A 20152-nucleotide genomic window follows, 5' to 3' on the forward strand; every position below is an offset into this window, starting at 1 on the left:
CGCGCTCCTCCGCCGACCCGGAAAGCCGAGACCCCATGCCCGGAACCGCTCCCCCCGCACCGCGCTTCGACAGCGTCCTCATCGCCAACCGCGGCGAGATCGCGCGCCGCATCATCCGCACGGCCAGGCGGATGGGGCTGCGCACCATCGCCGTGTACTCCGAGGCCGACCGCGCCGCCCCGCACGTGCGGGAGGCCGACGAAGCCCACCTCCTCGGCCCGAGCGCACCCGAGAGCAGCTACCTCGACATCGACCGCATCGTCGAGGTCGCGCTGGCCGCCGGCGCCGGCGCGATCCACCCGGGCTACGGCTTCATCTCGGAGAGCGCCGCGTTCGCCCGGGCCATCGAGGAGGCGGGCATGGTGTTCGTCGGCCCCACCTGGCAGCAGATCGAGGCCTTCGGTCCGAAGCACACCGCGCGCGCGATCGCGATGGAGTGCCAGGTCCCGTGCGTGCCCGGGAGCGGCCTGGTCGGGTCGGAGGACGCCGCAGCCCAGGCCGCCGCCGAGGTCGGCTACCCGGTGATGGTGAAGGCGTCCGGCGGCGGGGGCGGCGTGGGCATCGTCACCTGCGCCGACGAGGCGCAGCTCCGCGCGGCCTTCGCCTCCGTCACCCGGCTGGCCGCGGCGCACTTCGCGACCCCCGGCGTGTTCGTGGAGCGCTTCATCGCCCGTGCCCGCCACCTCGAGGTGCAGGTGTTCGGCGACGGGGCGGGGAACGTCGCGATCCTCGGCGACCGGGACTGCAGCCTGCAGCGCCGCCACCAGAAGGTCGTCGAGGAGGCCCCGGCGCCGCACCTCCCGGACCACGTGCGGGAGACGATGCACCGGAGCGCCGCCGCCCTGGCGCGGCACGTCGACTACCGCTCGGCCGGCACGGTCGAGTTCGTCTACGACGCGGAGAGCCAGGAGGTGTTCTTCCTCGAGATGAACACCCGGCTCCAGGTCGAGCACCCCGTGACGGAGCAGATCCTCGGCGTCGACCTCGTCGAGTGGATGCTGCGCGTGGGCCTCGGCGACGTCGGCCCCGCCGGCTTCCTGCTCGCGGCCGACCTCCCCCGGCCGACGCGTCACTCCGTGGAGGCCCGCATCTACGCGGAGGACCCCTCGAAGGACCACCGCCCGAGCTCGGGCCTCCTGACCGAGGTCGCGTTCCCGGCGGGCGCGGTGGCTGACCTCGCGGACCTCCGCATCGAGAGCGGGGTGGAGACGGGCGACGTCGTCACGCCGGTCTACGACCCGATGCTCGCCAAGCTCATCGTCACGGCCGACGACCGCACGCAGGCGTTCGCGGCGCTCGCCGACGCGCTCGCCGAGACGCGGATCCAGGGACTGGAGACCAACCTCGGCCTGCTGGTGAGCATCGCCCGCTCCCCGGAGGTGCTCGACGGGAGCATGACGACCTCGCTCCTCGAGACCCTCCGCGACGAGCGCCCGCGGATCGACGTGGAGCGCGGCGGCGCGTCCACCACCATCCAGGACTGGCCCGGGCGGCTCGGCCACTGGCAGGTCGGCGTCCCGCCGGGAGGCCCGATGGACGACCGCTCCTTCCGGCTCGCGAACCGCGCGGTCGGCAACCCAGAGGGCGCGCCGGGCCTCGAGTGCACCGTCACCGGACCCGCGCTGCGCTTCTCCGACGCGACCCTCGTCTGCGTCACCGGGGCGGACGCGGTCGTGACCGTCGACGGGATCCCCGTGCCGCAGTGGGAGCCCGTCCTGGTGCCGGCCGGCGGCACGCTCGACGTCGGCACGGTGCGCGGCGTCGGGGTGCGGACCTACGTCGCCGCGCGCGCGGGCTTCGACGTGCCCGCGTACCTCGGCAGCGCGGCCACGTTCGCGCCCGGGAGCTTCGGCGGCCACGGCGGCCGGGCGCTGGCCACGGGCGACGTGCTCCGGACGGCACCGCTCGAGCGGGCGGGATCCACGACGCAGCTCGGCGAGCCCGCTCCCGTGCCCGCGGCCGAGCGTCCCGTCATCGGCGCCTCCTGGACCCTGCACGTCGCCGAGGGCCCGCAGCCGGCCCCCGACTACTTCACGCCCGAGGACATCACCGCCATCTACGACGCCGAGTGGGAGGTGCACTTCCACGCGGCACGCACCGGGATCCGGCTCGTCGGCCCGAAGCCGCGCTGGGCGCGACCGGACGGCGGCGAGGCGGGCCTGCACCCCTCGAACCTGCACGACAACGCGTACTCGGTCGGCGCGATCAACTTCACGGGCGACACCCCGTCGATCCTCGGCCCCGACGGCCCGAGCCTCGGCGGCTTCGCCTGCCCGGTCACCGTCGTGAGCGCCGACCGCTGGAAGCTCGGCCAGCTGCGCCCCGGCGACACCCTGCGCCTCGTCCCCGTCAACGAGTCGGAGCTGCCGCGCATCGGCGACGCCCGGCGCACGGCGCGCGCCTTCGTGCCGCGCTCCACCCGCCGCGACGACGACGACGGCGTGCTCGCCCGGCGACCCGCGACCGACGCCGCCCCCGAGGTCGTCTACCGCCGCGGCGGCGACGACAACCTCCTCGTCGAGTACGGCCCGATGACGCTTGACCTCGGGCTGCGGATGCGGATCCACGCGCTGATGGAGGCGCTCGCCCGCGTCGACCCGGCCGGGCTCGTGGACGTCACCCCCGGCGTCCGCTCGCTGCATCTGCACGTCGACCCCGCGGTGCTCGGCGTGCGCCGGCTGCTCGGCCTCCTGCAGGAGCTCGAGGACATGATCCCGGCGACGGCCGACCTCGTGGTCCCGAGCCGCGAGGTGCACCTGCCGCTCTCGTGGGACGACCCGGCAGTCCACGAGGCCATCGACCGGTACGCGTCGCTGATCCGCGACGACGCCCCGTGGAACCCGTCGAACATCGAGTTCATCCGCCGCGCCAACGGCCTCGGCTCGGTGGACGAGGTCCGCGACATCGTCATGTCGGCGCAGTATATGGTGCTCGGCCTCGGCGACGTCTACCTCGGCGCGCCGGCCGCGGCCCCGCTCGACCCCCGCCACCGGCTGATGACGACCAAGTACAACCCGGCGCGCACCTGGACGGCCGAGGGCACGGTCGGCATCGGCGGCACCTACATGTGCGTGTACGGCATGGACAGCCCCGGCGGCTACCAGCTCGTCGGCCGCACCCTCCCCATCTGGGCGGGCGTCCGCACGCGTCGCCGGGCCTTCACCGGCGGCGACCCGTGGCTTCTGCGCTTCTTCGACCGGATCCGCTACCACCCCGTGAGCGCCGAGGAGCTGACGCACCTCCGCTCCGAGATGGCGGCCGACCGGCTCGAGCTCGACATCCGCCCGGGCGAGTTCTCGCTGCGCGAGCACGAGGACATGCTCACGCGCGACGCCGACCCCATCGCCGCGTTCCGCGCCCGGCAGGCGACCGCGTTCGAGGCGGAGCGCGCCGCGTGGGAAGCCGCCGGCGAGTTCGCGACCCGCGAGGAGGCCGTCGGCGCCGGCGCCGCGGAGGACGACGTCCGCTCCCGGCTCCCCGAGGGCGCCACCGTGGTGGAGGCGCCCATGGCGGGCGCCGTGTGGAAGGTCGAGGTCCCGACCGGGGCCTCCGCCGCCGCCGGCGCCGCGCTCCTCGTCCTCGAGGCGATGAAGATGGAGACACCCGTCCGCGCGCCCCACGACCTGCGGGTCGTGGAGATGCTCGTCGAGGCGGGAGCCACGGTCGCGGCGGGCCAGCCGCTCGCCATCGTCTCCGCCCCCGCCCCCCTGACCGCCGCGGCAGCACCGCCGCACCCCGAACGGAGAGACCCCGCATGACCGCATCGTCCACGACATCACCCCTCACCGCTCCCGCCGCGGCACCGCATCCGGTCGCCCGCGTCCGCGCCGCCTACCGGCGCATCGCGGAGGTGGATCGCCCGGAGGTGTGGATCACGCTGCGCCCGGAGGAGGAGGCCGTCGCCGCCGCGGCCGGCGTCGCGCGGGCCCTCGCGGAGGAGGGCGCCGGCGCCCTGCCGCTCGCGGGCCTGGTGGTCGCCGTCAAGGACAACATCGACGCCGCCGGGTTCCCCACGACCGCCGCGCTGCCCGTCAGCGCCTACACGCCTGCGGAGAGCGCCACGGTGGTCGCGCGCCTCGAGGCGGCGGGCGCCGTGGTCCTCGGCAAGACGAACCTCGACCAGCTCGCGACCGGGCTCGTGGGCACGCGCAGTCCCTACGGCGAGGTGCGGGGAGCGGCTGATCCTGAGCTCGTGTCCGGCGGATCCAGCTCGGGCTCCGCGGTCGCGGTGGCGCTCGGGATCGTGGACGCCGCGCTCGGCACCGACACCGCCGGGTCCGGGCGCGTGCCCGCCGCCTACAACCGGCTCGTCGGGATCAAGCCCACCCTCGGCCTCCTGCCCGCCCGGGGCGTCGTGCCGGCCGCGCCCTCCTACGACACCGTGACGGTCTTCGCGCGCACCCTCGCCCTGGCCGAGCGCGTGGCCGGGGTGATGGCGGGTGTCGACGACGCGGATCCGGCCAGCCGCCCCTGGCCCGCCGACGCCCCGCTCCGCGCGGCTCCCGTCCTCCGCCTCGCGGTCCCGGCCGACGCGGGCCTCGCGCCCATGTCGCCCGCGTGGCGGCGGGCCTTCGACCGGACCGTCGCGCTGCTGGCGGACGCCGGCGTGGAGGTCGTCGAGGTCGACATCGCGCCGCTGCTCGCGGCCGCCGCCCTCCTCTACGACGGCGCCCTCGTCGCCGAGCGCACCCAGGCCGTCGGGCACCTGCTGGCAGGGTCGCCCGAAGGCGCGGATCCGTCGGTCGCCCGCATCATCGGATCCGGCGCCGCGAAGACGGCCGTCGAGCTCGTCGCCGACCAGCAGGCCCTCCGCCGCCACCGGCTGGACGCCCGGCGCATCCTCGCCGGCGTGGACGCGCTCCTGCTGCCCACCGCGCCCGGGCATCCGTCGCGCGCCGAGGTCGCGGCGGATCCGATCGGCGTCAACTCCTGGGTGGGCACCTACACGAACTTCGTGAACCTCCTCGACCTGGCCGCGATCGCGGTGCCCGGGCCGGACGCCGACGGCCGGCCCTTCGGCGTGACCCTGGTCGGCCCGGCGTTCTCGGACGCCGCGCTCGTCGACGCCGCGGACCGGCTGCAGCGCGCGGTCGGCACGGCGCCCGACGAGCCGCGCACGCCCGCCCCGTCCTGGGGCCCCGCTGCCACGCCGATCGCCGTGTTCGGCGCGCACCTGGTGGGCCAGCCGCTCAACGGCCAGCTCACCGCGCTCGGCGCCCGGCTGCTCGGCGACGCGGTCACCGCGCCCGCCTACCGCCTCCACGCGCTCGACACCGTGCCGCCCAAGCCGGGGCTCGTCGCCACGGAGACGGGCGGCGCGTCCATCACCGGGGAGCTGTGGGCGATCCCCTCGGGCCGCGTGGCCGACTTCGTCACGCAGCTCGCGCGCCCCATGGTGGTCGGCAAGGTGGCGCTGGCGGACGGATCCGAGGTGCTCGGCTTCCTCTGCGAGCCCCAGGCTCTCGAGGACGCCGAGGACATCACCGACCGCGGCTCCTGGCGCGCGCACCTCGGCGCGGGCCACTGACCGCGGCGCGCGGGGTCGCCCCGCCGCCGCGTACCGTCGACGCATGACGCGGATCCTCCTCACCGGCATGTCCGGCGCCGGGAAGTCGACGCTCCTCGCCGAGCTCGCCCGGCGCGGGCACCGCACGCTCGACACCGACCACGACGGCTGGACCCTGCCGGACGGCCGATGGGACGAGCCTCGGATGGCCCGCTTCCTCGACCTCGAGCCGCGCGTCGTCGTCTCGGGCACCGTCGAGAACCAGGGCGCGTTCCGCGATCGGTTCGCGCACGTCGTGCTGCTGAGCGCACCCCTCGACGTGCTGCTCGGGCGCGTCGCCGGACGCACCGGGAACGACTACGGGAAGGACCCCGCCGAGCGCGAGGAGATCCGCCGGAACACGCGGGAGGTGGAGCCGCTGCTCCGCCGGTCGGCCGACCTCGAGCTCGACGGCCGGCGCGCGACCGCGGACCTGGCCGACGAGCTGGAGCGGCTCCTGGGGTGACCGGCGGTCAGGCCCCGCCCGGCTCCGCGCCCGTCGCGGCCGGCAGCTCGGGCCGGTTCGACCACGCCGACCAGGATCCCGGGTACAGCGCCGCGTCGATGCCCGCGATCGCCAGCGCCGCGACCTCGAGCGCCGCGCTCACGCCGGACCCGCAGTAGACCGCGACCTCGTCCGCATCGGGCACCCCCAGCGCCGCGTACCGCGCGTGCAGCTCCGCGGGCGAGCGGAACGTGCCATCCGCGGCGAGGGCGTCCGAGGAGGGCGCGCTCCGAGCACCCGGGATGTGACCCGGACGCGGATCCCACGGCTCCACCTCCCCGCGGTACCGCTCCCCCGCGCGGGCGTCGAGCAGCACGCCGTCGAGCGCGACTCGAGCGGCGCCGTCCTCGTCGACCACGGCGAAGAGGCCGGAGGCCAGCGTCACGTCGCCGGGAGTCGGCACGACCGCGCCGGTCTCGAGCGGCAGGCCGGCGGCGGACCAGGCGGGCAGGGCGCCGTCGAGGATCCGCACGTCGGCGATGCCGGCGTCGCGCAGCAGCCACCACACCCGCGCCGCCGCGAGGCTGCCTCCGCCGTCGTACGCGACGACCGTGTCCCCCGCCCGGACGCCCCACCTGCGCGCGGCCTCCTGCAGCGCCGCGGGCTCGGGCAGCGGATGCCGCCCCTCCTCGGGAGCGCCGTGTCGCGACAGCTCGGTGTCGAGGTCGGCGTACACGGCACCCGGGATGTGACCGGCCTCGTGCAGCGGCCGGCCGGGAGGGCCGCCGAGCGACCACCGGACGTCGAGCATGCGCACGTCGTCGCGGGTGCGGAGGGCATGGTCGAGCTGGGCGGGTGTGATGAGGATCTCCATCACCCCACGCTCGCAGCGCGGTGCGGTGCGGGATCAGGCCAGCGGCTTCTCGAAGCAGACCGAGTTCGTGACGGGGATGTACGGCGGGTACACGTCGATGGGCAGCCACCCCGCGGTCGCGTAGAGCTGGATGGCGTCGGGCTGCCGGTCGCCCGTCTGCAGGATGAGCCGGTGGGCGCCGCGCTCCCGGGCCACGCGCTCCAGCTCGGCCATGAGCACGCGGGCGAGGCCGGTGCCGCGGTGCGCGGGATCCACGACGACCTTCTTCAGCTCGAGCTCGTCACCGAGGTGCCGGATGACGCCGTGCGCGGCCGCATCCCGGTCGTCGCCGTCGAGGACGAGCAGCACGATCGCCTCGACGTCGGCCGGGTCGAACGCGAACGCCACCGCCGCCTTCGCGGGCCAGTCGGGGTCGTCGGCGTGGCGCCCCTCGTACCGCTCGTCCATCTCGGCCTCCATGGCCGCACGGATCCGCACCCCGCGCGGGTCGTCCCAGCCGACCACCTCGGTGCGGTAGACCCGCCCGTCGCGCACGACGTGCCGGGCGTCGGCCTGCTGCTCGGTCATGCTCCCTCTCCTTGTCCGTCCCGGCCGGTGGCGGCGCGGGCATGACGACGCCCGCACCGGCATCCGGGTGGATGCGCGGCGCGGGCGGCGTCGGGTCGTGCGATGCGGCGCTGGAGCGCCGCGGCGGTCCTACTTGGCGCCGACGGTGGCCGACGCGTTCGACTCGTACGACGTGTTGGTCGACTCGAAGAAGTTGACGAGCTGCAGCGTGTCGTTCGCCGTCGCCATCCACTTCGCCGGGTTCGAGACCTTGTACTCGGCCTCGAAGCCGAGCTCCTCGAGGCGGCGGTCGGCCAGGTACTTCACGTACTGGTTGATGTAGTTCGCGTTGAGCCCGAGGATGCCGTTGGGCAGGAGGTCCTTGTTGTACTGCTCCTCCATCTCGACGGCGTCGAGGATCATCTGCTTGATCTCGGCGGCGAACTCCTCCGTCTGCAGGTCGGGGTTCTCCTCGAGCACCGTGAGGATGAGGTTGATCCCGAACTTCAGGTGCAACGACTCGTCGCGCACGATCCAGTCCATGAGCGAGCCGAAGTTGCGCAGCAGGTTCCGCTGACGGAACGACAGCGACACCATGAAGCCCGAGTAGAACCAGATGCCCTCGAGGATCACGTTGTACGCGACGAGATTCCGGACGAAGTCCTTCTTGCCCTCGGTGGTGGTGATGTCGAGGGTCTGCTCGGTCATGCGCTTGATGAACTTGACCTCGAACTCCTCCTTGCGCGCCATCGACGGGATGTCGACGTGGGAGTTGTACGCGGCCTCGCGGTCGATCGGGAACGTCTCCAGGACGTACTCGAACGACATGCAGTGGTTCGCCTCCTCCCACATCTGCTTCGCCAGGTAGAGGTGGCACTCCGGCGCGTTGATGTAGGGGTAGACGCCGAACGCGAGCGCCTTGTTCACAAGCAGCTCGTTCGGGTTGAAGTAGCTCATGAGGAACGTGATCGCGTGGCGCTCCTCGTCCGTCATCTTCTTGAAGTCCGCGATGTCCTCGCCGAGCTGGATCTCGTTGGGGAACCACGTGTTGGCGACGGCCTGGTCGTACAGGTCCATGGCCCACTGGTAGTTGACGGGCTTGAGGAGGAGGCCCTCCTGGATTCCCGTGCCGAGGATCTTCGACATTGGTGTCTCTACTTTCGCACTGCGTTACGGGTCGTACGGTGGGGCGGCCGGTCGGGCCGGGAGGAGCTGGGAGCGGTTCCCGCCTACTGGCAGGAGTCGCACTGGAGCTCGTCCATGGGGTCCATGGGGACGACGTAGTCGCCGAACGTGTCGTCGTTCATCAGCGTGCACCTCCCACTCCGCCGAAGCCGAAGCCCTTGCGGGGCGCCGGAGCGGACTGCGGCGCCGAGGCCTCCGCGGTCGCGGTGGATGCGGGAGCGGTCGACGCGGGAGCGGTCGGCGCGGGAGCGCCGCCGCCGAATCCGCCGAAGCCCTTGCGCTTGGTGCCGTCGGCGTCCTGCGACTTGTCGACCTTGACGGTCGACTGCTCGGCCGTGTGACGCGGCTTCATGTGCAGGTAGTACGTGGTCTTGACCCCGCGCTCCCAGCCGGCGAAGTAGATGTCCATCATGTCGCCGAGGTCGCGCGTCTCGAGGTACATGTTGCGGCTGATGGCCTGGTCGATCCACTTCTGCGCGCGCGCCGCGACCTCGAGGAACGCGTACGGCGAGAGCTGGAAGCTCGTGCGGTACGTGGCCTTGACCGAGTCCGGGATGGCGGCGATGTTCTGGATGTCGCCCTGGCTGCGGAGGATGCTCTCGCGCACCGTCTCCCAGAGGCCGAGCTCCTGCAGGTCCTTCACCAGGTTCCGGTTGACCTCGAGGAACTTGCCCGAGGAGGTGGAGCGGCTGAAGATCTGCGAGAACTGCGGGTCGAGGCCGGGCGTGGTGCCGGCGACGAGGCCGATGGACGCGGTGGGCGCGATCGCCATGAGCGTCGCGTTGCGCATGCCGCCCTTGACCTTGGCGCGCAGCGCGTCCCAGTCGAGGCGCGTGGTGCGGTTGACCTTCACGGGTACGCCTCGGTCGGCCTCCATGAGCGCGATCGAGTCGAGCGGCACGAGGCCCTCCGACCAGCGCGAGCCCTCGAAGTTCGGGTACGCGCCGCGCTCCTTGGCGAGGTCGGCCGACTCGTCGATGGCCGCGTAGGAGACGTGCTCCATGATCTCGTCGATCAGGTCGTACGACTCCTCGGACTCGTACGAGTAACCGAGCTTCTCGACGACGTCCGTGAAGCCCATGACGCCGAGGCCCACCGCGCGGTTCTGCTGGTTGGAGAAGTCGGCCTCCTTCACGCTGGAGCGCGTGATGTCGATGAGATTGTCGAGCTGGCGCACCGCGAGGCGGGCGCTCTGCTCGATCTTCGCGAAGTCGACCTTCCCGTCGGCGAAGTGCTGCGACAGGTTGATCGACGCCAGGTTGCAGACGGAGACGTTGTCCTCGTCCTGCGGCAGCGTGATCTCGGTGCAGAGGTTCGAGAGGTGGATCGTGCCCGTGCTGTTGTTCAGGGCGCGGTTGTTGATCGTGTCCTTCCAGGTCAGCCACGGGTGGCTGGTGGTCTGGAGCGAGATGAGGATCGCCTTGAACTGCTCGCGAGCCTTGATGCGCTTGAACATGCGCAGGCGCCCGGCCTCGGCCTCGCCGACGTAGAACGCGTAGCGCTCCGAGAACGCCTTGCCGTACAGCTCGTTGAGGTCGGAGACCTCCAGCGGGTCGAAGAGGAACCAGTCCTCGTCGTTCTGGACGCGCTTCATGAACTCGTCGCTGATCCACACGGCCGTGTTGGCGGTGCGGGTGCGGCGGTACGGGTCGCCCGAGTTCTGGCGCAGGTCGAGGAACTCGGGGAAGTCGAGGTGCCAGTTCTCCATGTAGAAGCAGAGGGCGCCGAACTTCTTGCCGCCGCGGCTGACCGCGCGGAGCACCGAGTCGATGGTGTGCATGAACGGGATCGGGCCCGTGGAGGTGGTGTTGTTCGAGCGGATGGGCGAGCCCTGCGCGCGCAGCTTGGAGACGGAGAGGCCGATGCCGCCCGTGCCCTTGGTGAGCCACATGACGTCGCGCGTGGTCTTCGCGATGTGCTCGATGTCGTCCTGCATCTCCATGACGAAGCAGTTCGCGAGCTGCGGGTAGATGGTGCCCGCGTTGACGAGGGTGGAGCCGGCCGCGAGGTACTCGAGCTTCGACATCTTCTCGTAGAAGGCGATGGCGGTCTCGGTCGGGTTCTGCTCGTTGAGCGTGAGGCCCATCGCGATGCGCATCCAGAAGTACTGGGGCACCTCGAGGGCGTCGCCGTTGCGGCCCTTGATGCCGTAGCGGTTGTTCAGCGTGACGACGCCGATGTACTTGAGCAGCTCGTCGTGCGCGGGCTCGAGGGCCTGGGCGAGGCGCTCCAGGTCGAACAGCTGCACGAGGCGGGAGTCGAGGAGCATCTCGTCGACGCCGCGCTGGATGTTGCGGGCGAAGTGCTCCGCGTGGAGGCGCTTGAGCTCCTCGGGCGACGAGTAGTCGCCGAGGACGCGCTTGTAGATGGTCTTGAGGAGCAGGCGCGCGGCGACGGTGTCGAACGCCGGGTCGTCCTTCACGTTCTGGAGCGCGACCTGGATGACGGCCTCATCCAGCTGCTGCGTGGTGATCCCGTCGAAGAGGGTGATCTCCAGCTCGGAGGCGATCTGCGTGACCCAGCCGATGTTCTCGTCGAGGCCCTGCGTGGCGTCCTCGATGGCCAGGTTGATCCTGTTCGCGTCGTACGGCTCCTTCGAGCCATCCCTCTTGACTACCGTGATCGACACTCTGCATCTGCTCCTTGCGGTCTCGAGGCCCATGCCTCTGGGCGGGGCTGCGTGCCCTGGTTCATAGAGCCGATGACGTGCTGATTCCGGTCCGCTGAAATACCAGCGTTGCGAACCCGCCATATAGTGGCTGTCGGCTGACAGCCACTATATGGCGGGTAGCGGCGATCGCCTAGCCACCACATCTAGTGGGCGTGTCATCCACAGATTGTGGACAAGTCCGCGGACTTGTCCACACGCTCCAACGCTACGGAGGCCCGCCGACATCGCTGTCCGGTGGCGCCCGGGGCTGCGGGACGAGGCCTCCCGGCCGGTAGGATCTGACCCTCGTGAGCACGTACGGAAGCCTCCTCAAGACCCGCGGCGTGGGCCGGATCATCGCCGCCCAGCTCGTGGCGCGCTTCCCGGGCGGCATGCTCTCGCTCGCGTTCCTCATGCACGTCGAGCGGATCCACGAGTCGTACGGCGCCGCGGGCCTCGTGCTCGCCGCGACGAGCATCGGCCAGGCGGTCGCCGGACCCCTCACGAGCCGGTGGATGGGCGTGTGGGGCATGCGTCCCGTCCTCATCCTCACGTCGGCCGTGTGCACGGTCGCGATCGTCGCGGTGGCGCTCGGCGACGCGGGCACGTCCGTCCCCGCCTTCATGGGGCTGGGGCTGCTCGCCGGCCTCGCGAACCCGCCGGTACAGCCGGCCGTCCGCACCATCTACCCGAAGATGGTCAACTCCAAGCAGCTCACGCCCCTCTTCTCCCTCGACGCGTCGGCGCAGGAGATCATCTGGGTGCTCGGGCCCGTCATCGCCACGTTCCTCGCGATCCAGGTCGATACGAGCGCCGGGATCCTCGTCGCGGCCGCCTTCCTCGTCGGCGGCGGCGCGTGGTTCATCTCCTCCCCCGAGCTCGGCCGCGTGCGCATCCCCCGCAGCAAGCGCCGGTTCGGCGTGGTGCTCGGGCGGCCGCCGGTGCTGCTCAGCACCATCGTCGGCTTCCTGCTCATCGCGGCGTGCGCAGCCATCGAGGCGGGCGTCGTCGCCGTGTTCGGCCACGGCGGGCCCGAGGCGGGCTTCGTCCTCGCGATCTTCGCGGTCGGCTCGCTCATCGGCGGCCTCGCGCTCGGCCACATCCCCATCAGCCCGTGGGCGATGGCCCGGCGCATGGCGATCATCCTGGCCGGTACCGCCATCGCGGCCGTGTCGATGAACGTCGTCTGGCTGTCGGTGTTCCTGTTCCTCGCGGGCGTCGGAATCGCGCCAGCGCTGGCCGTGCTCTTCGCCGTCGTCTCGTCGTCGGTGCGCTTCAGCGACACGGCAGAGGCGTACGGCTGGGTCGGCACCGGGCAGCTCATCGGGGCCGCGCTCGGATCCGCCGCGGCCGGCTTCGTCATCGACGCGCAGGGGGCCCAGGGCGCGTTCGTCGTCGCAGCGGCGCTGCTCGCGGCGGGCGCGGCCATCGCCGCCGTCTTCCACCGGCACAGCCCGGACCTCCGCGGCCGCGACGCCGGCCCCATCCCGGACACGGAGCCCGTCCCCGTCATGACCTGACCGTCGGGCAGCGCCCCAGAGTCTCCGCCCCCGCGGAAACTCGACCGCCCGCGCTGGATAGTGTGAGGGCATGACCTCTCCGCAGACCCCTCTGACCACGCGCCGCCTGCGCGCCGGGATCGCCGGGCTGGGCCTCGTGCTCGGCCTCGCCCTCGCCGGCTGCAGCTCGCCGGCCGCCGACGACGCCGCGACGCCCACCCCGTCCGCCTCCGCATCCGCCGAGGCCGCGAGCCCCACGCCCGAGGCGCCGACCGAGGGCGACGCCGGCTCCGGCGACGCCGCCGCGTCCGGCTCCCGCGAGGCCATCGCCGCGAAGACCCGCGACATCGCCTGCGGCCTGAAGGACAAGTCGACGCTCGAGGAGTCGGACGTCCAGGCGTTCCGCGACCTCGGCACCGAGATCAGCACCTCCACAGAGAGCGGCGCCGCGGCTGCTGGCCAGCAGATCACGGCCCTCGCCGACCAGCTCGCACCCGGCGTCGGCCAGCCGATCAGCGATGAGCTGAAGACGCAGATGTCGAGCGCCTGCGACCAGCTGCAGTAGCGCTCCCCGCACGCACGACGGCCCGGCCAGCGCGAAGCTGACCGGGCCGTCGCGCGTCCGGTGGGACTACCAGCGCGGGTGGACCGCGGCGCGGAAGTAGCGGTCGTAGACGTCCGCCACCTGGCGCTCGAAGACCTCGCCGAGGGCGGGGGCGTCGCCGGCGCGCGCGTTCGCTTGGGCCTGCTCGGCGTTCCGGGCGCCGGGGATCACCGTGGAGACGCCCTTGCGCTGCACGATCCAGGCGAGCGCCACCTGAGCGGGCGTGAGGTCGGGCGCCGCCTCGTGCGCGGCGGCCGCGAACTCGCGGGCCGCGGCGACGCCGTCGTCGTAGTCGACGCCCGAGAAGGTCTCGCCCACGTCGAACGCGGCGCCCCCGCGGTTGAAGTTGCGGTGGTCGGTCTCGGCGAACGTGGTGTCCGCGGTGTAGCGGCCGCTGAGGAGTCCGGACGCGAGCGGCACGCGGGCGACGATCCCGACGCCCGCCTCGACTGCGGCCGGCAGCACGTGGTCGAGCGGCTTCAGGCGGAACGCGTTGAGGATGATCTGCACGCTCGCGACGCCGGGCCGCGCGATGGCGAGGAGGGCCTCGTCGGTGGTCTCGACGCTCACGCCGTAGGACGCGATCGCGCCGTCGGCGACGAGCTCGTCGAGGGCGTCGTAGACGCGGTCGCTCGAGAACACGGGCGTGGGCGGGCAGTGCAGCTGGACGAGGTCCAGGGTGTCGACGCCGAGGTTCTTGCGGGAGCGGTCCGTCCACTCGCGGAAGCGGTCGAGGGTGAAGTTCGCGGGATCCTGCGCGTCGCGGCGGCCCATCTTGGTGGCGACGGTGACGCCGGCGTCCGGATGCGCGCGCAGCCAGGATCCGATGATCGTCTCGCTGCGGCCGTCGCCGTAGACGTCGGCCGTGTCGAAGAAGGTGATGCCCGCGTCGGCCGCGGCGTCGAGCACCGCGAGCGCGTCGTCCTCGGCCACGTCACCCCAGTCCCCGCCGAGCTGCCATGTCCCGAGTCCGATGACCGAGACGTTCCGATGGGTCCTGCCGAGGCTTCTCTGCTCCATGCGTCGAGCCTACGCGCGAGGACCGGCGGCCTCGTGGTCGCCGGTCGCGGGCCGGACGCGGAGGGCGTGCACGGCGAGCGCGGCGAGCGCGGCCATCGGTCCGCCCGCGACGATGCCCGGCGCGAGGGTCACGAGCAGGGGCACGAGGTCGAGGAGCCAGCGCTCCCCCAGCGGGTCGCCGAAGCTGGAGTACGGCATCGAGGTCGCGATGCCGGCGGCGAGCGCGCGCAGGCCGAGGCCCGCGGCGGGGAAGGCGACGGCGAGGGCCCAGAGGACCGGGGCGAGCCAGGCGGCGAGGGCGGGACGCTCGGTCGCCTCCTGGGACGAACCCGGCGCCGCCCGCTGGAACGCCGGGTCGAATCGCGGATCCTTGCCGGACGGCTCGCCATCGTCGTCCGACCTCCGCGTCATGTCACTCAGGGTACGCCCGGGCGGGGCCCAGGATGCATGGCGGACGCTCGTGCTCGTCATGGGGTGCTCATAGGGTCGCCGGGTGTGATCTCCCCATGGCCCTCATCGGGCCACCCGAGACACGAAGGACCCGTCATGAACGAGACACCCCAGGAGCCGACCGGACGTCCGGACGAGGCCCCCATCGACGCCACCCGCTCGACCGACGCCACCCCGGCCGCGTCCGAGAGCGCCCCCGCGGCTCCGGCCGCGCCCGCCGCCGGGCAACCCGCCTGGCCGGCCCCCAACGGTCCCGCGGCCGGCGGTCCCGCCGCGCCCGCGACCCCCGCCGCCGCGCCCGCCGGATGGACCGCCCCGACCGCGGCGCACGCCGCCGCCGGCCCCGCGGTCGGCGCCGGCGCCCCCACCGCGCAGCAGCCCACGTCGCAGCAGCCCACCGCCGCCTACGCGACCGCGATGCCCGCCGGCGGCCACCCCGCCGGATCGCCGTGGCCCGCCCCCGCGACCGACGCCTTCGGACGCCCGCTCGTCGTCGATGCGGCGGGGAACCCCGTCCCGCCGAAGCGCATGCGCCGCGGCCTCCGCACGGGCCTCATCGCCGGGGCGTCCGCCCTCGCGCTCCTCCTCTCCTTCGGCAGCGGCACCGCGGTGGGCTTCATGGCCGACCTCGGCCGCTCGAGCTCGCAGGCGGGGAGCACGCAGATCCAGGACCCGGGCTCCTTCACGCCGGGCCAGGGCTTCGGCCGCGGCACGACCACGCTGCCCGGACAGGGATCCGGCAGCGGCTCCGGGTCGGGATCCGGCACGCAGTCCGGCACCGGGCGCGGCACGTCGGTCACCTCGCCCGAGGCGACGACCGCGCAGAAGGCCGGCGTCGTCACCATCGACTCCGCGCTCACCTACGAGAACGCGGCCGGGGCGGGCACGGGCATCATCCTGTCGTCCGACGGCACGATCCTCACCAACAACCACGTCGTCAGCGGCGCCACCAGCATCCGCGTCACGGTCGAGTCGACCGGCAAGGCGTACGTCGGGAAGGTCGTCGGCACCGACGCCACGAACGACGTCGCGGTCCTGAAGCTCGAGGGCGCGTCGGGGCTCACCCCGGCGAAGCTGGACACGGACGGCGCCCAGGTCGGCGAGGCCGTCACGGGCGTCGGCAACGCGGGCGGTACGGGCACGCTCACCGCAGCGACCGGACAGGTCACCGCGCTCGGCCAGACCATCACCACGCAGTCCGAGGGCACGGCGGCGGGCGAGACGCTCACCGACCTGATCCAGACGGACGCGCCCATCGTCTCCGGCGACTCCGGCGGGCCGCTCGTGGACGCGGAGGGCGAGGTCGTCGGCATCGACACGGCCGCCTCGTCCGGCTCCGAGCAGATCGCCGGGTTCGCCATCCCGATCGAGAAGGCCATGTCCATCGCGAAGCAGATCGAGAGCGGGGTCGAGTCCGGCACCGTGAAGATCGGCTACCCGGCGTTCCTCGGCGTGCTGCTCGCGAACGGCGCGGGCACCGTGGCGGGAGCGCCCGTCCAGGGCGTCGTCGACGGATCCGGCGCCGCGAAGGCAGGCCTCGCCCAGGGCGACGTCGTGACCTCGGTCGACGGCAAGGCCGTCGCCTCGGCCTCCGAGCTCAGCGCCGCGATCTCCGCGCACAAGCCCGGCGAGTCGGTGCAGCTCGGCTGGACCACCGCGGCCGGCGCCGCGAAGACCGGCGCCGTGACCCTCACCGAGGGCCCCGTGAGCTGATCCGCTCCTCCCCCACGACGACGGCCCGCCCTGCATCGCGCAGGGCGGGCCGTCGTCATCGTGCGGGCGTCAGCTGCGGGTCACGTCCAGCACCACGACCGCCCAGGACAGCGCCGGGAGCGTGAGCGTCAGGCGCCCGCCCTCGGCGTGCACGCCCTCGAGCGGCACGAGCCCCACCTGCTCGCCGGTCTCGACCGTGTTGCTCGAGTGCCGGTCGCCGCCCTCGGGCACGCGCAGGACCTCGGCGCGGCGGATCCGGCCGGCGTCGAGGCCGCGCAGGGCGACCTCGGCCGACGCCTCCTCCTCGAGCCCGCGGTTGGCGAGGAAGAGCGCGACGGTGCCGGCCTCGTCGTCCCAGGTCGCGCTCACGTCGACCACGTCGGCGGTGCCGAAGCGGTCGTTGTCGTAGCGGTCGCTGTCCACCTCGACCTGGAGGATGCGGCCCGTGGCGAGCTGCGCCATGCGGGCGAACGGCCAGAAGATCGACTGCCGCCAGGCGGGCCCGCCCTCCTCGCTGCGGATGGGCGCGATCACGTTCACGAGCTGCGCCTGGTTGGCGATCTTCACCCGGTCGCCGTGCCGCAGCAGCGAGTTGAGCAGCGTGCCGACGACGACCGCGTCGGTGACGCTGTACTCGTCCTCGATGACCCGCGGGTGCTCGCGCCATCCAGCCTTCTCGATCCGATGCGGCTGGTCCTCGCCGTCGAGCCCGCGCTGGTACCAGACGTTCCACTCGTCGAAGGAGAGGTCGATCCGCTTCCGGTTCTTCAGCCGCGCGCCGGTCGCGTCCGCGGTCGCGACCACCGACTCGATGAAGAAGTCCATGTCGACCGCGCTCGCGAGGAAGCTCCGCACGTCGCCGTCGTGCTCCTGGTCGTAGGCGTGCAGCGAGACGTAGTCGACGACGTCGTAGGTGTGGCCGAGCACGGTCTGCTCCCACTGGCCGAAGGTCGGCATGCCCGAGTTGGAGCTGCCGAACGCGACGAGCTCGATACTGGGATCCACCAGCCGCATGGCCTTGCCCGCCTCCTGCGCGAGGCGGCCGTACTCGTCGGCGGTCTTGTGCCCGATCTGCCACGGCCCGTCCATCTCGTTGCCGAGGCACCACAGCTTGATGTCGAAGGGCTCCTCGGCGCCGTTCCTCCGGCGCATGTCGGAGTGCTTGGATCCGCCGGGGTGGTTCGCGTACTCCACCAGCGAGCGCGCCGCGTCGACGCCGCGCGTGCCGAGGTTGACGGCCTCCATCACCTCGACGCCCGCGGCCTTCGACCAGCCCACGAACTCGTGCAGGCCGAACGCGTTGGTCTCGACGGTGTGCCACGCGCCGTCGAGGCGGCGGGGCCGGTCCGCGACCGGGCCGACGCCGTCCTCCCAGTCGTAGCCGGAGACGAAGTTCCCCCCCCCCCCGGGGTAGCGCACGACGGTGGCGCCGAGCTCCTTCGTGAGGTCGAGCACGTCCTGCCGGTAGCCCTCGGGCGTCGCGGTCGGGTGGCCCGGCTCGTAGATACCGCTGTAGACGCACCGGCCCATGTGCTCGACGAACGAGCCGAAGAGCCGGCGGGGCACGTCGCCGATGGTGAAGTCGCGGTCGATGGTGATGCGGGCGCGGGTCATGGGCGTCCTCCTCGGTGCGGGGCCCGGGCGCGTGCGTCCCGGGCGGGATGGGTGGGATGGGTGGGATGCGTGGGCACGCGGGCGGGACCGGGGCGCGGGCTCACTGGCCGCCGAACCCGGTGGTCGAGATGCCCTTGATGATCTGGCGCTGGAAGAAGAGGAACACCAGGATCAGCGGCAGCGCGGCGAGCACGGCCGAGGCCATGTTCTGCGCGTACTGGATCCCGTAGGCGTTCTTCACCGTCTGCAGGCCGACCGGCAGGGTCATGAGCGTGGCGTCGTTCGTGGCGATGAAGGGCCAGAGGAAGTTGTTCCACGCGCCGATGAAGACGAAGATCGCGACGGCCGAGAGGATGGGGCGCGACAACGGCATCACGATCTGCAGGAACACGCGCACGCGTCCGGCCCCGTCGACGCGCGCGGCGTCCTCGAGCTCGATCGGGATCTGGTCGAAGAACGCCTTCAGGATGAAGACCATGGCGGGCTGCACGATCTGCGGCAGGATCACGGCCCAGAGGGTGTCCACCAGGTCGAACGCCAGCATCTGGTGGAAGAGCGGGACGATGAGGATCTGCGGCGGGATGATGATCGACGCCACGATCGCCCCCATCAGCAGCTTGCGGCCGCGGAAGTCGATGCGGCTGAGCGCGTAGCCGGCGAGCGCCGAGAACACGACAGCCACGACCGTGATCACCGTGCTGGTGAGCAGGCTGTTCCAGGTCCACAGCGGGATCGTCCCGCCGTTCAGCACGGAGGCGTAGGCGTCGAGCGTGAACCCGTTCGCCGGGAGGATCGTCACGGGGAACGCCGCGGCGTCCGTCTCCGACTTGAACGACGTGAGCACCGCCCAGAGGAACGGCAGCAGCCACGCGGCGGCGAGGACGATGAGGATCAGGAGCGCGGCGATGCGCGACGGCTGGAACCGCGGCGTGCCCGTGCGGCCCTGGCGGGCGGCGACGCTGGTCGCGGGCCTCCGGGCGAGCGTGCCGGAGGAGAAGGCGGGACGGGTGGCGGTGGTCATGACTTCCTCCGGGTGGCCGCGATCTGGATAACCGACATGACCACGATCAGCGCGAAGAAGATGTAGGAGATGGCGGCCGAGTAGCCGAAGCGGAAGCCGGTGAACCCGGTCTCGAAGACGTACTGGACGATGGGCCGGGTCGATCCGCCGGGCCCGCCCGCGGTCATCTGGTAGATCTGGTCGAAGACCTTGAGCGACGCGAGCACCTGCAGGATCGCGAGGAGCGCGGTCGTCGGGGCCAGCTGCGGGATCGTGATGGAGAACAGCTGCCGCCACTTCCCGGCGCCGTCGAGCGCGGCCGCCTCGTACTGCTGGTCGGGGATGTTCTGCAGCGCCGCCAGGTAGATGAGGAAGTTGAACCCGACGGTCCACCACACGGTGGTGATGACGACGCTCGTCATGGCGAGGTTCGAGTCCTGCAGCCACGCGGGCTGCGGGAGGCCGAGGGCGCCCGCGATCGCGTTGACGACGCCGAGCTGCGGGTTGTACATCCAGAGCCAGAACAGCGACACGACCGTGGACGCGAGCAGGAACGGCAGGAAGAAGGCGAGCCGCCAGAGCCACTGGCCGGGGAGGCCGAGGTTCACGAGGAGCGCAAGCACGAGGCCGACGACCAGGAGCGGGATGGTGCTCGCGATCGTGAACACGACGGTGTTGCCGAGCGAGCGCCACATCTGGGAGTCGCCGAAGGCCTCGAGGTAGTTCGCGAAGCCGATGAGCTGGCCGTTCGCGCCGGTGAGGCTCTGCCCGGTGAGGCTCTGGTAGAAGCCGTAGAGGACGGGCCAGACCAGGAACACCAGGAAGGTGATGAGGAACGGGGCGATGAAGAGCAGGCCCTGGGTCTGCTCCTTGGCCCGGACCCGGGGGCTGCCCGGGGCGGGCCGTGGAGACCCGGCCGCGGGAGCGACCGGGGTGGGTGGTGCTGCTGTCGTCACGAGTGGACTCCTTCGTCGTTTCGCTGGGAAGAGGGGGCGGCGACGGCCGGC

15 protein-coding genes are annotated in these 20152 nt (G+C 72.5%); 6 read left to right on the forward strand and 9 right to left on the reverse strand.

The genetic code is table 11. The features are described 5' to 3' along the window. Positions 1 to 35 precede the first annotated feature (35 nt). From uca to CMN_RS11705, 3 genes are read left to right on the forward strand one after another with little or no spacing between them, the layout of a single operon-like run. On the forward strand, positions 36 to 3758 hold the full coding sequence (gene uca, locus CMN_RS11695) for an urea carboxylase (RefSeq protein ID WP_015491020.1): 3723 nt from the start codon (positions 36 to 38) through the stop codon (positions 3756 to 3758). Continuing rightward, a complete protein-coding gene (atzF, locus tag CMN_RS11700; RefSeq protein ID WP_015491021.1) occupies positions 3755 to 5527 on the forward strand; it encodes an allophanate hydrolase in 1773 nt (590 codons plus the stop codon). Before uca ends, atzF begins: the two co-directional genes overlap by 4 nt. A gap of 43 nt (positions 5528 to 5570) precedes the next feature. Next, positions 5571 to 6011, forward strand: coding sequence for an AAA family ATPase (locus tag CMN_RS11705; protein ID WP_015491022.1), 441 nt, complete (start codon positions 5571 to 5573; stop codon positions 6009 to 6011). A 7-nt stretch (positions 6012 to 6018) separates the two neighbouring features. Here the strand turns inward: CMN_RS11705 and CMN_RS11710 are convergent, their stop codons facing one another. The 4 genes from CMN_RS11710 to CMN_RS11725 all read right to left on the reverse strand — a co-directional run bounded on the left by CMN_RS11710 (position 6019) and on the right by CMN_RS11725 (position 11224). Beyond that, entirely contained in the window at positions 6019 to 6864 is an 846-nt protein-coding gene (locus CMN_RS11710; RefSeq protein WP_015491023.1) for a sulfurtransferase, read from the reverse strand. 33 nt (positions 6865 to 6897) lie between these two features. Next, positions 6898 to 7431, reverse strand: a complete 534-nt coding sequence (locus tag CMN_RS11715; protein WP_015491024.1) for a GNAT family N-acetyltransferase — start codon at positions 7429 to 7431, stop codon at positions 6898 to 6900. Between the two features lie 129 nt (positions 7432 to 7560). After that, positions 7561 to 8556, reverse strand: a complete 996-nt coding sequence (locus CMN_RS11720; RefSeq protein ID WP_015491025.1) for a ribonucleotide-diphosphate reductase subunit beta — start codon at positions 8554 to 8556, stop codon at positions 7561 to 7563. A gap of 160 nt (positions 8557 to 8716) precedes the next feature. Beyond that, positions 8717 to 11224 carry a ribonucleoside-diphosphate reductase subunit alpha gene (locus CMN_RS11725; RefSeq protein WP_015491027.1) on the reverse strand — a complete coding sequence of 836 codons (2508 nt, stop codon included), beginning with the start codon at positions 11222 to 11224 and terminating at the stop codon, positions 8717 to 8719. Between the two features lie 329 nt (positions 11225 to 11553). Here CMN_RS11725 and CMN_RS11730 point away from each other — a divergent pair, with 329 nt between their 5' ends. Both CMN_RS11730 and CMN_RS11735 read left to right on the forward strand, forming a co-directional pair. Continuing rightward, the gene (locus CMN_RS11730) at positions 11554 to 12765 is read left to right on the forward strand and encodes an MFS transporter (RefSeq protein ID WP_015491028.1); all 1212 of its coding nucleotides are present in this window, start codon (positions 11554 to 11556) and stop codon (positions 12763 to 12765) included. Positions 12766 to 12835: 70 nt separating this feature from the next. Further along, positions 12836 to 13309, forward strand: coding sequence for a hypothetical protein (locus CMN_RS11735; protein WP_015491029.1), 474 nt, complete (start codon positions 12836 to 12838; stop codon positions 13307 to 13309). Between the two features lie 66 nt (positions 13310 to 13375). On the opposite strand, the gene CMN_RS11740 is transcribed toward CMN_RS11735, so the two are convergent. Continuing rightward, complete coding sequence (locus tag CMN_RS11740) at positions 13376 to 14368, reverse strand: aldo/keto reductase (RefSeq protein ID WP_015491030.1); 993 nt, start codon at positions 14366 to 14368, stop codon at positions 13376 to 13378. A 9-nt stretch (positions 14369 to 14377) separates the two neighbouring features. Further along, positions 14378 to 14779: a hypothetical protein gene (locus CMN_RS11745; protein WP_227077685.1), complete on the reverse strand. Its 402-nt coding sequence runs from the start codon at positions 14777 to 14779 to the stop codon at positions 14378 to 14380. A 135-nt stretch (positions 14780 to 14914) separates the two neighbouring features. Here CMN_RS11745 and CMN_RS11750 point away from each other — a divergent pair, with 135 nt between their 5' ends. Continuing rightward, positions 14915 to 16531 carry a S1C family serine protease gene (locus CMN_RS11750; protein WP_015491032.1) on the forward strand — a complete coding sequence of 539 codons (1617 nt, stop codon included), beginning with the start codon at positions 14915 to 14917 and terminating at the stop codon, positions 16529 to 16531. A 69-nt stretch (positions 16532 to 16600) separates the two neighbouring features. Here CMN_RS11750 and arfA read toward each other — a convergent pair whose 3' ends face one another. The 3 genes from arfA to CMN_RS11765 all read right to left on the reverse strand — a co-directional run bounded on the left by arfA (position 16601) and on the right by CMN_RS11765 (position 20101). Beyond that, positions 16601 to 18145 carry an arabinosylfuranosidase ArfA gene (arfA, locus tag CMN_RS11755; RefSeq protein ID WP_015491033.1) on the reverse strand — a complete coding sequence of 515 codons (1545 nt, stop codon included), beginning with the start codon at positions 18143 to 18145 and terminating at the stop codon, positions 16601 to 16603. Between the two features lie 100 nt (positions 18146 to 18245). Next, a complete protein-coding gene (locus CMN_RS11760) occupies positions 18246 to 19166 on the reverse strand; it encodes a carbohydrate ABC transporter permease (RefSeq protein WP_015491034.1) in 921 nt (306 codons plus the stop codon). Continuing rightward, the gene (locus CMN_RS11765) at positions 19163 to 20101 is read right to left on the reverse strand and encodes a carbohydrate ABC transporter permease (RefSeq protein WP_015491035.1); all 939 of its coding nucleotides are present in this window, start codon (positions 20099 to 20101) and stop codon (positions 19163 to 19165) included. The genes CMN_RS11760 and CMN_RS11765 overlap by 4 nt, the downstream gene beginning before the upstream one ends. Positions 20102 to 20152: the final 51 nt, after the last annotated feature.

Origin of the sequence: Clavibacter nebraskensis NCPPB 2581, from assembly GCF_000355695.1 — a bacterium.
Taxonomy (GTDB): domain Bacteria; phylum Actinomycetota; class Actinomycetes; order Actinomycetales; family Microbacteriaceae; genus Clavibacter; species Clavibacter nebraskensis.

Bases quoted from the DNA above. Each gene is read 5' to 3' on its own strand.
- arfA (WP_015491033.1), bottom strand. From the start codon at position 18,145: ATGACCCGCGCCCGCATCACCATCGACCGCGACTTCACCATCGGCGAC.
- CMN_RS11710 (WP_015491023.1), bottom strand. From the start codon at position 6,864: ATGGAGATCCTCATCACACCCGCCCAGCTCGACCATGCCCTCCGCACC.
- CMN_RS11715 (WP_015491024.1), bottom strand. From the start codon at position 7,431: ATGACCGAGCAGCAGGCCGACGCCCGGCACGTCGTGCGCGACGGGCGG.
- CMN_RS11760 (WP_015491034.1), bottom strand. From the start codon at position 19,166: ATGACCACCGCCACCCGTCCCGCCTTCTCCTCCGGCACGCTCGCCCGG.
- CMN_RS11740 (WP_015491030.1), bottom strand. From the start codon at position 14,368: ATGGAGCAGAGAAGCCTCGGCAGGACCCATCGGAACGTCTCGGTCATC.
- CMN_RS11745 (WP_227077685.1), bottom strand. From the start codon at position 14,779: ATGACGCGGAGGTCGGACGACGATGGCGAGCCGTCCGGCAAGGATCCG.
- CMN_RS11735 (WP_015491029.1), top strand. From the start codon at position 12,836: ATGACCTCTCCGCAGACCCCTCTGACCACGCGCCGCCTGCGCGCCGGG.
- CMN_RS11720 (WP_015491025.1), bottom strand. From the start codon at position 8,556: ATGTCGAAGATCCTCGGCACGGGAATCCAGGAGGGCCTCCTCCTCAAG.
- uca (WP_015491020.1), top strand. From the start codon at position 36: ATGCCCGGAACCGCTCCCCCCGCACCGCGCTTCGACAGCGTCCTCATC.
- atzF (WP_015491021.1), top strand. From the start codon at position 3,755: ATGACCGCATCGTCCACGACATCACCCCTCACCGCTCCCGCCGCGGCA.
- CMN_RS11750 (WP_015491032.1), top strand. From the start codon at position 14,915: ATGAACGAGACACCCCAGGAGCCGACCGGACGTCCGGACGAGGCCCCC.
- CMN_RS11705 (WP_015491022.1), top strand. From the start codon at position 5,571: ATGACGCGGATCCTCCTCACCGGCATGTCCGGCGCCGGGAAGTCGACG.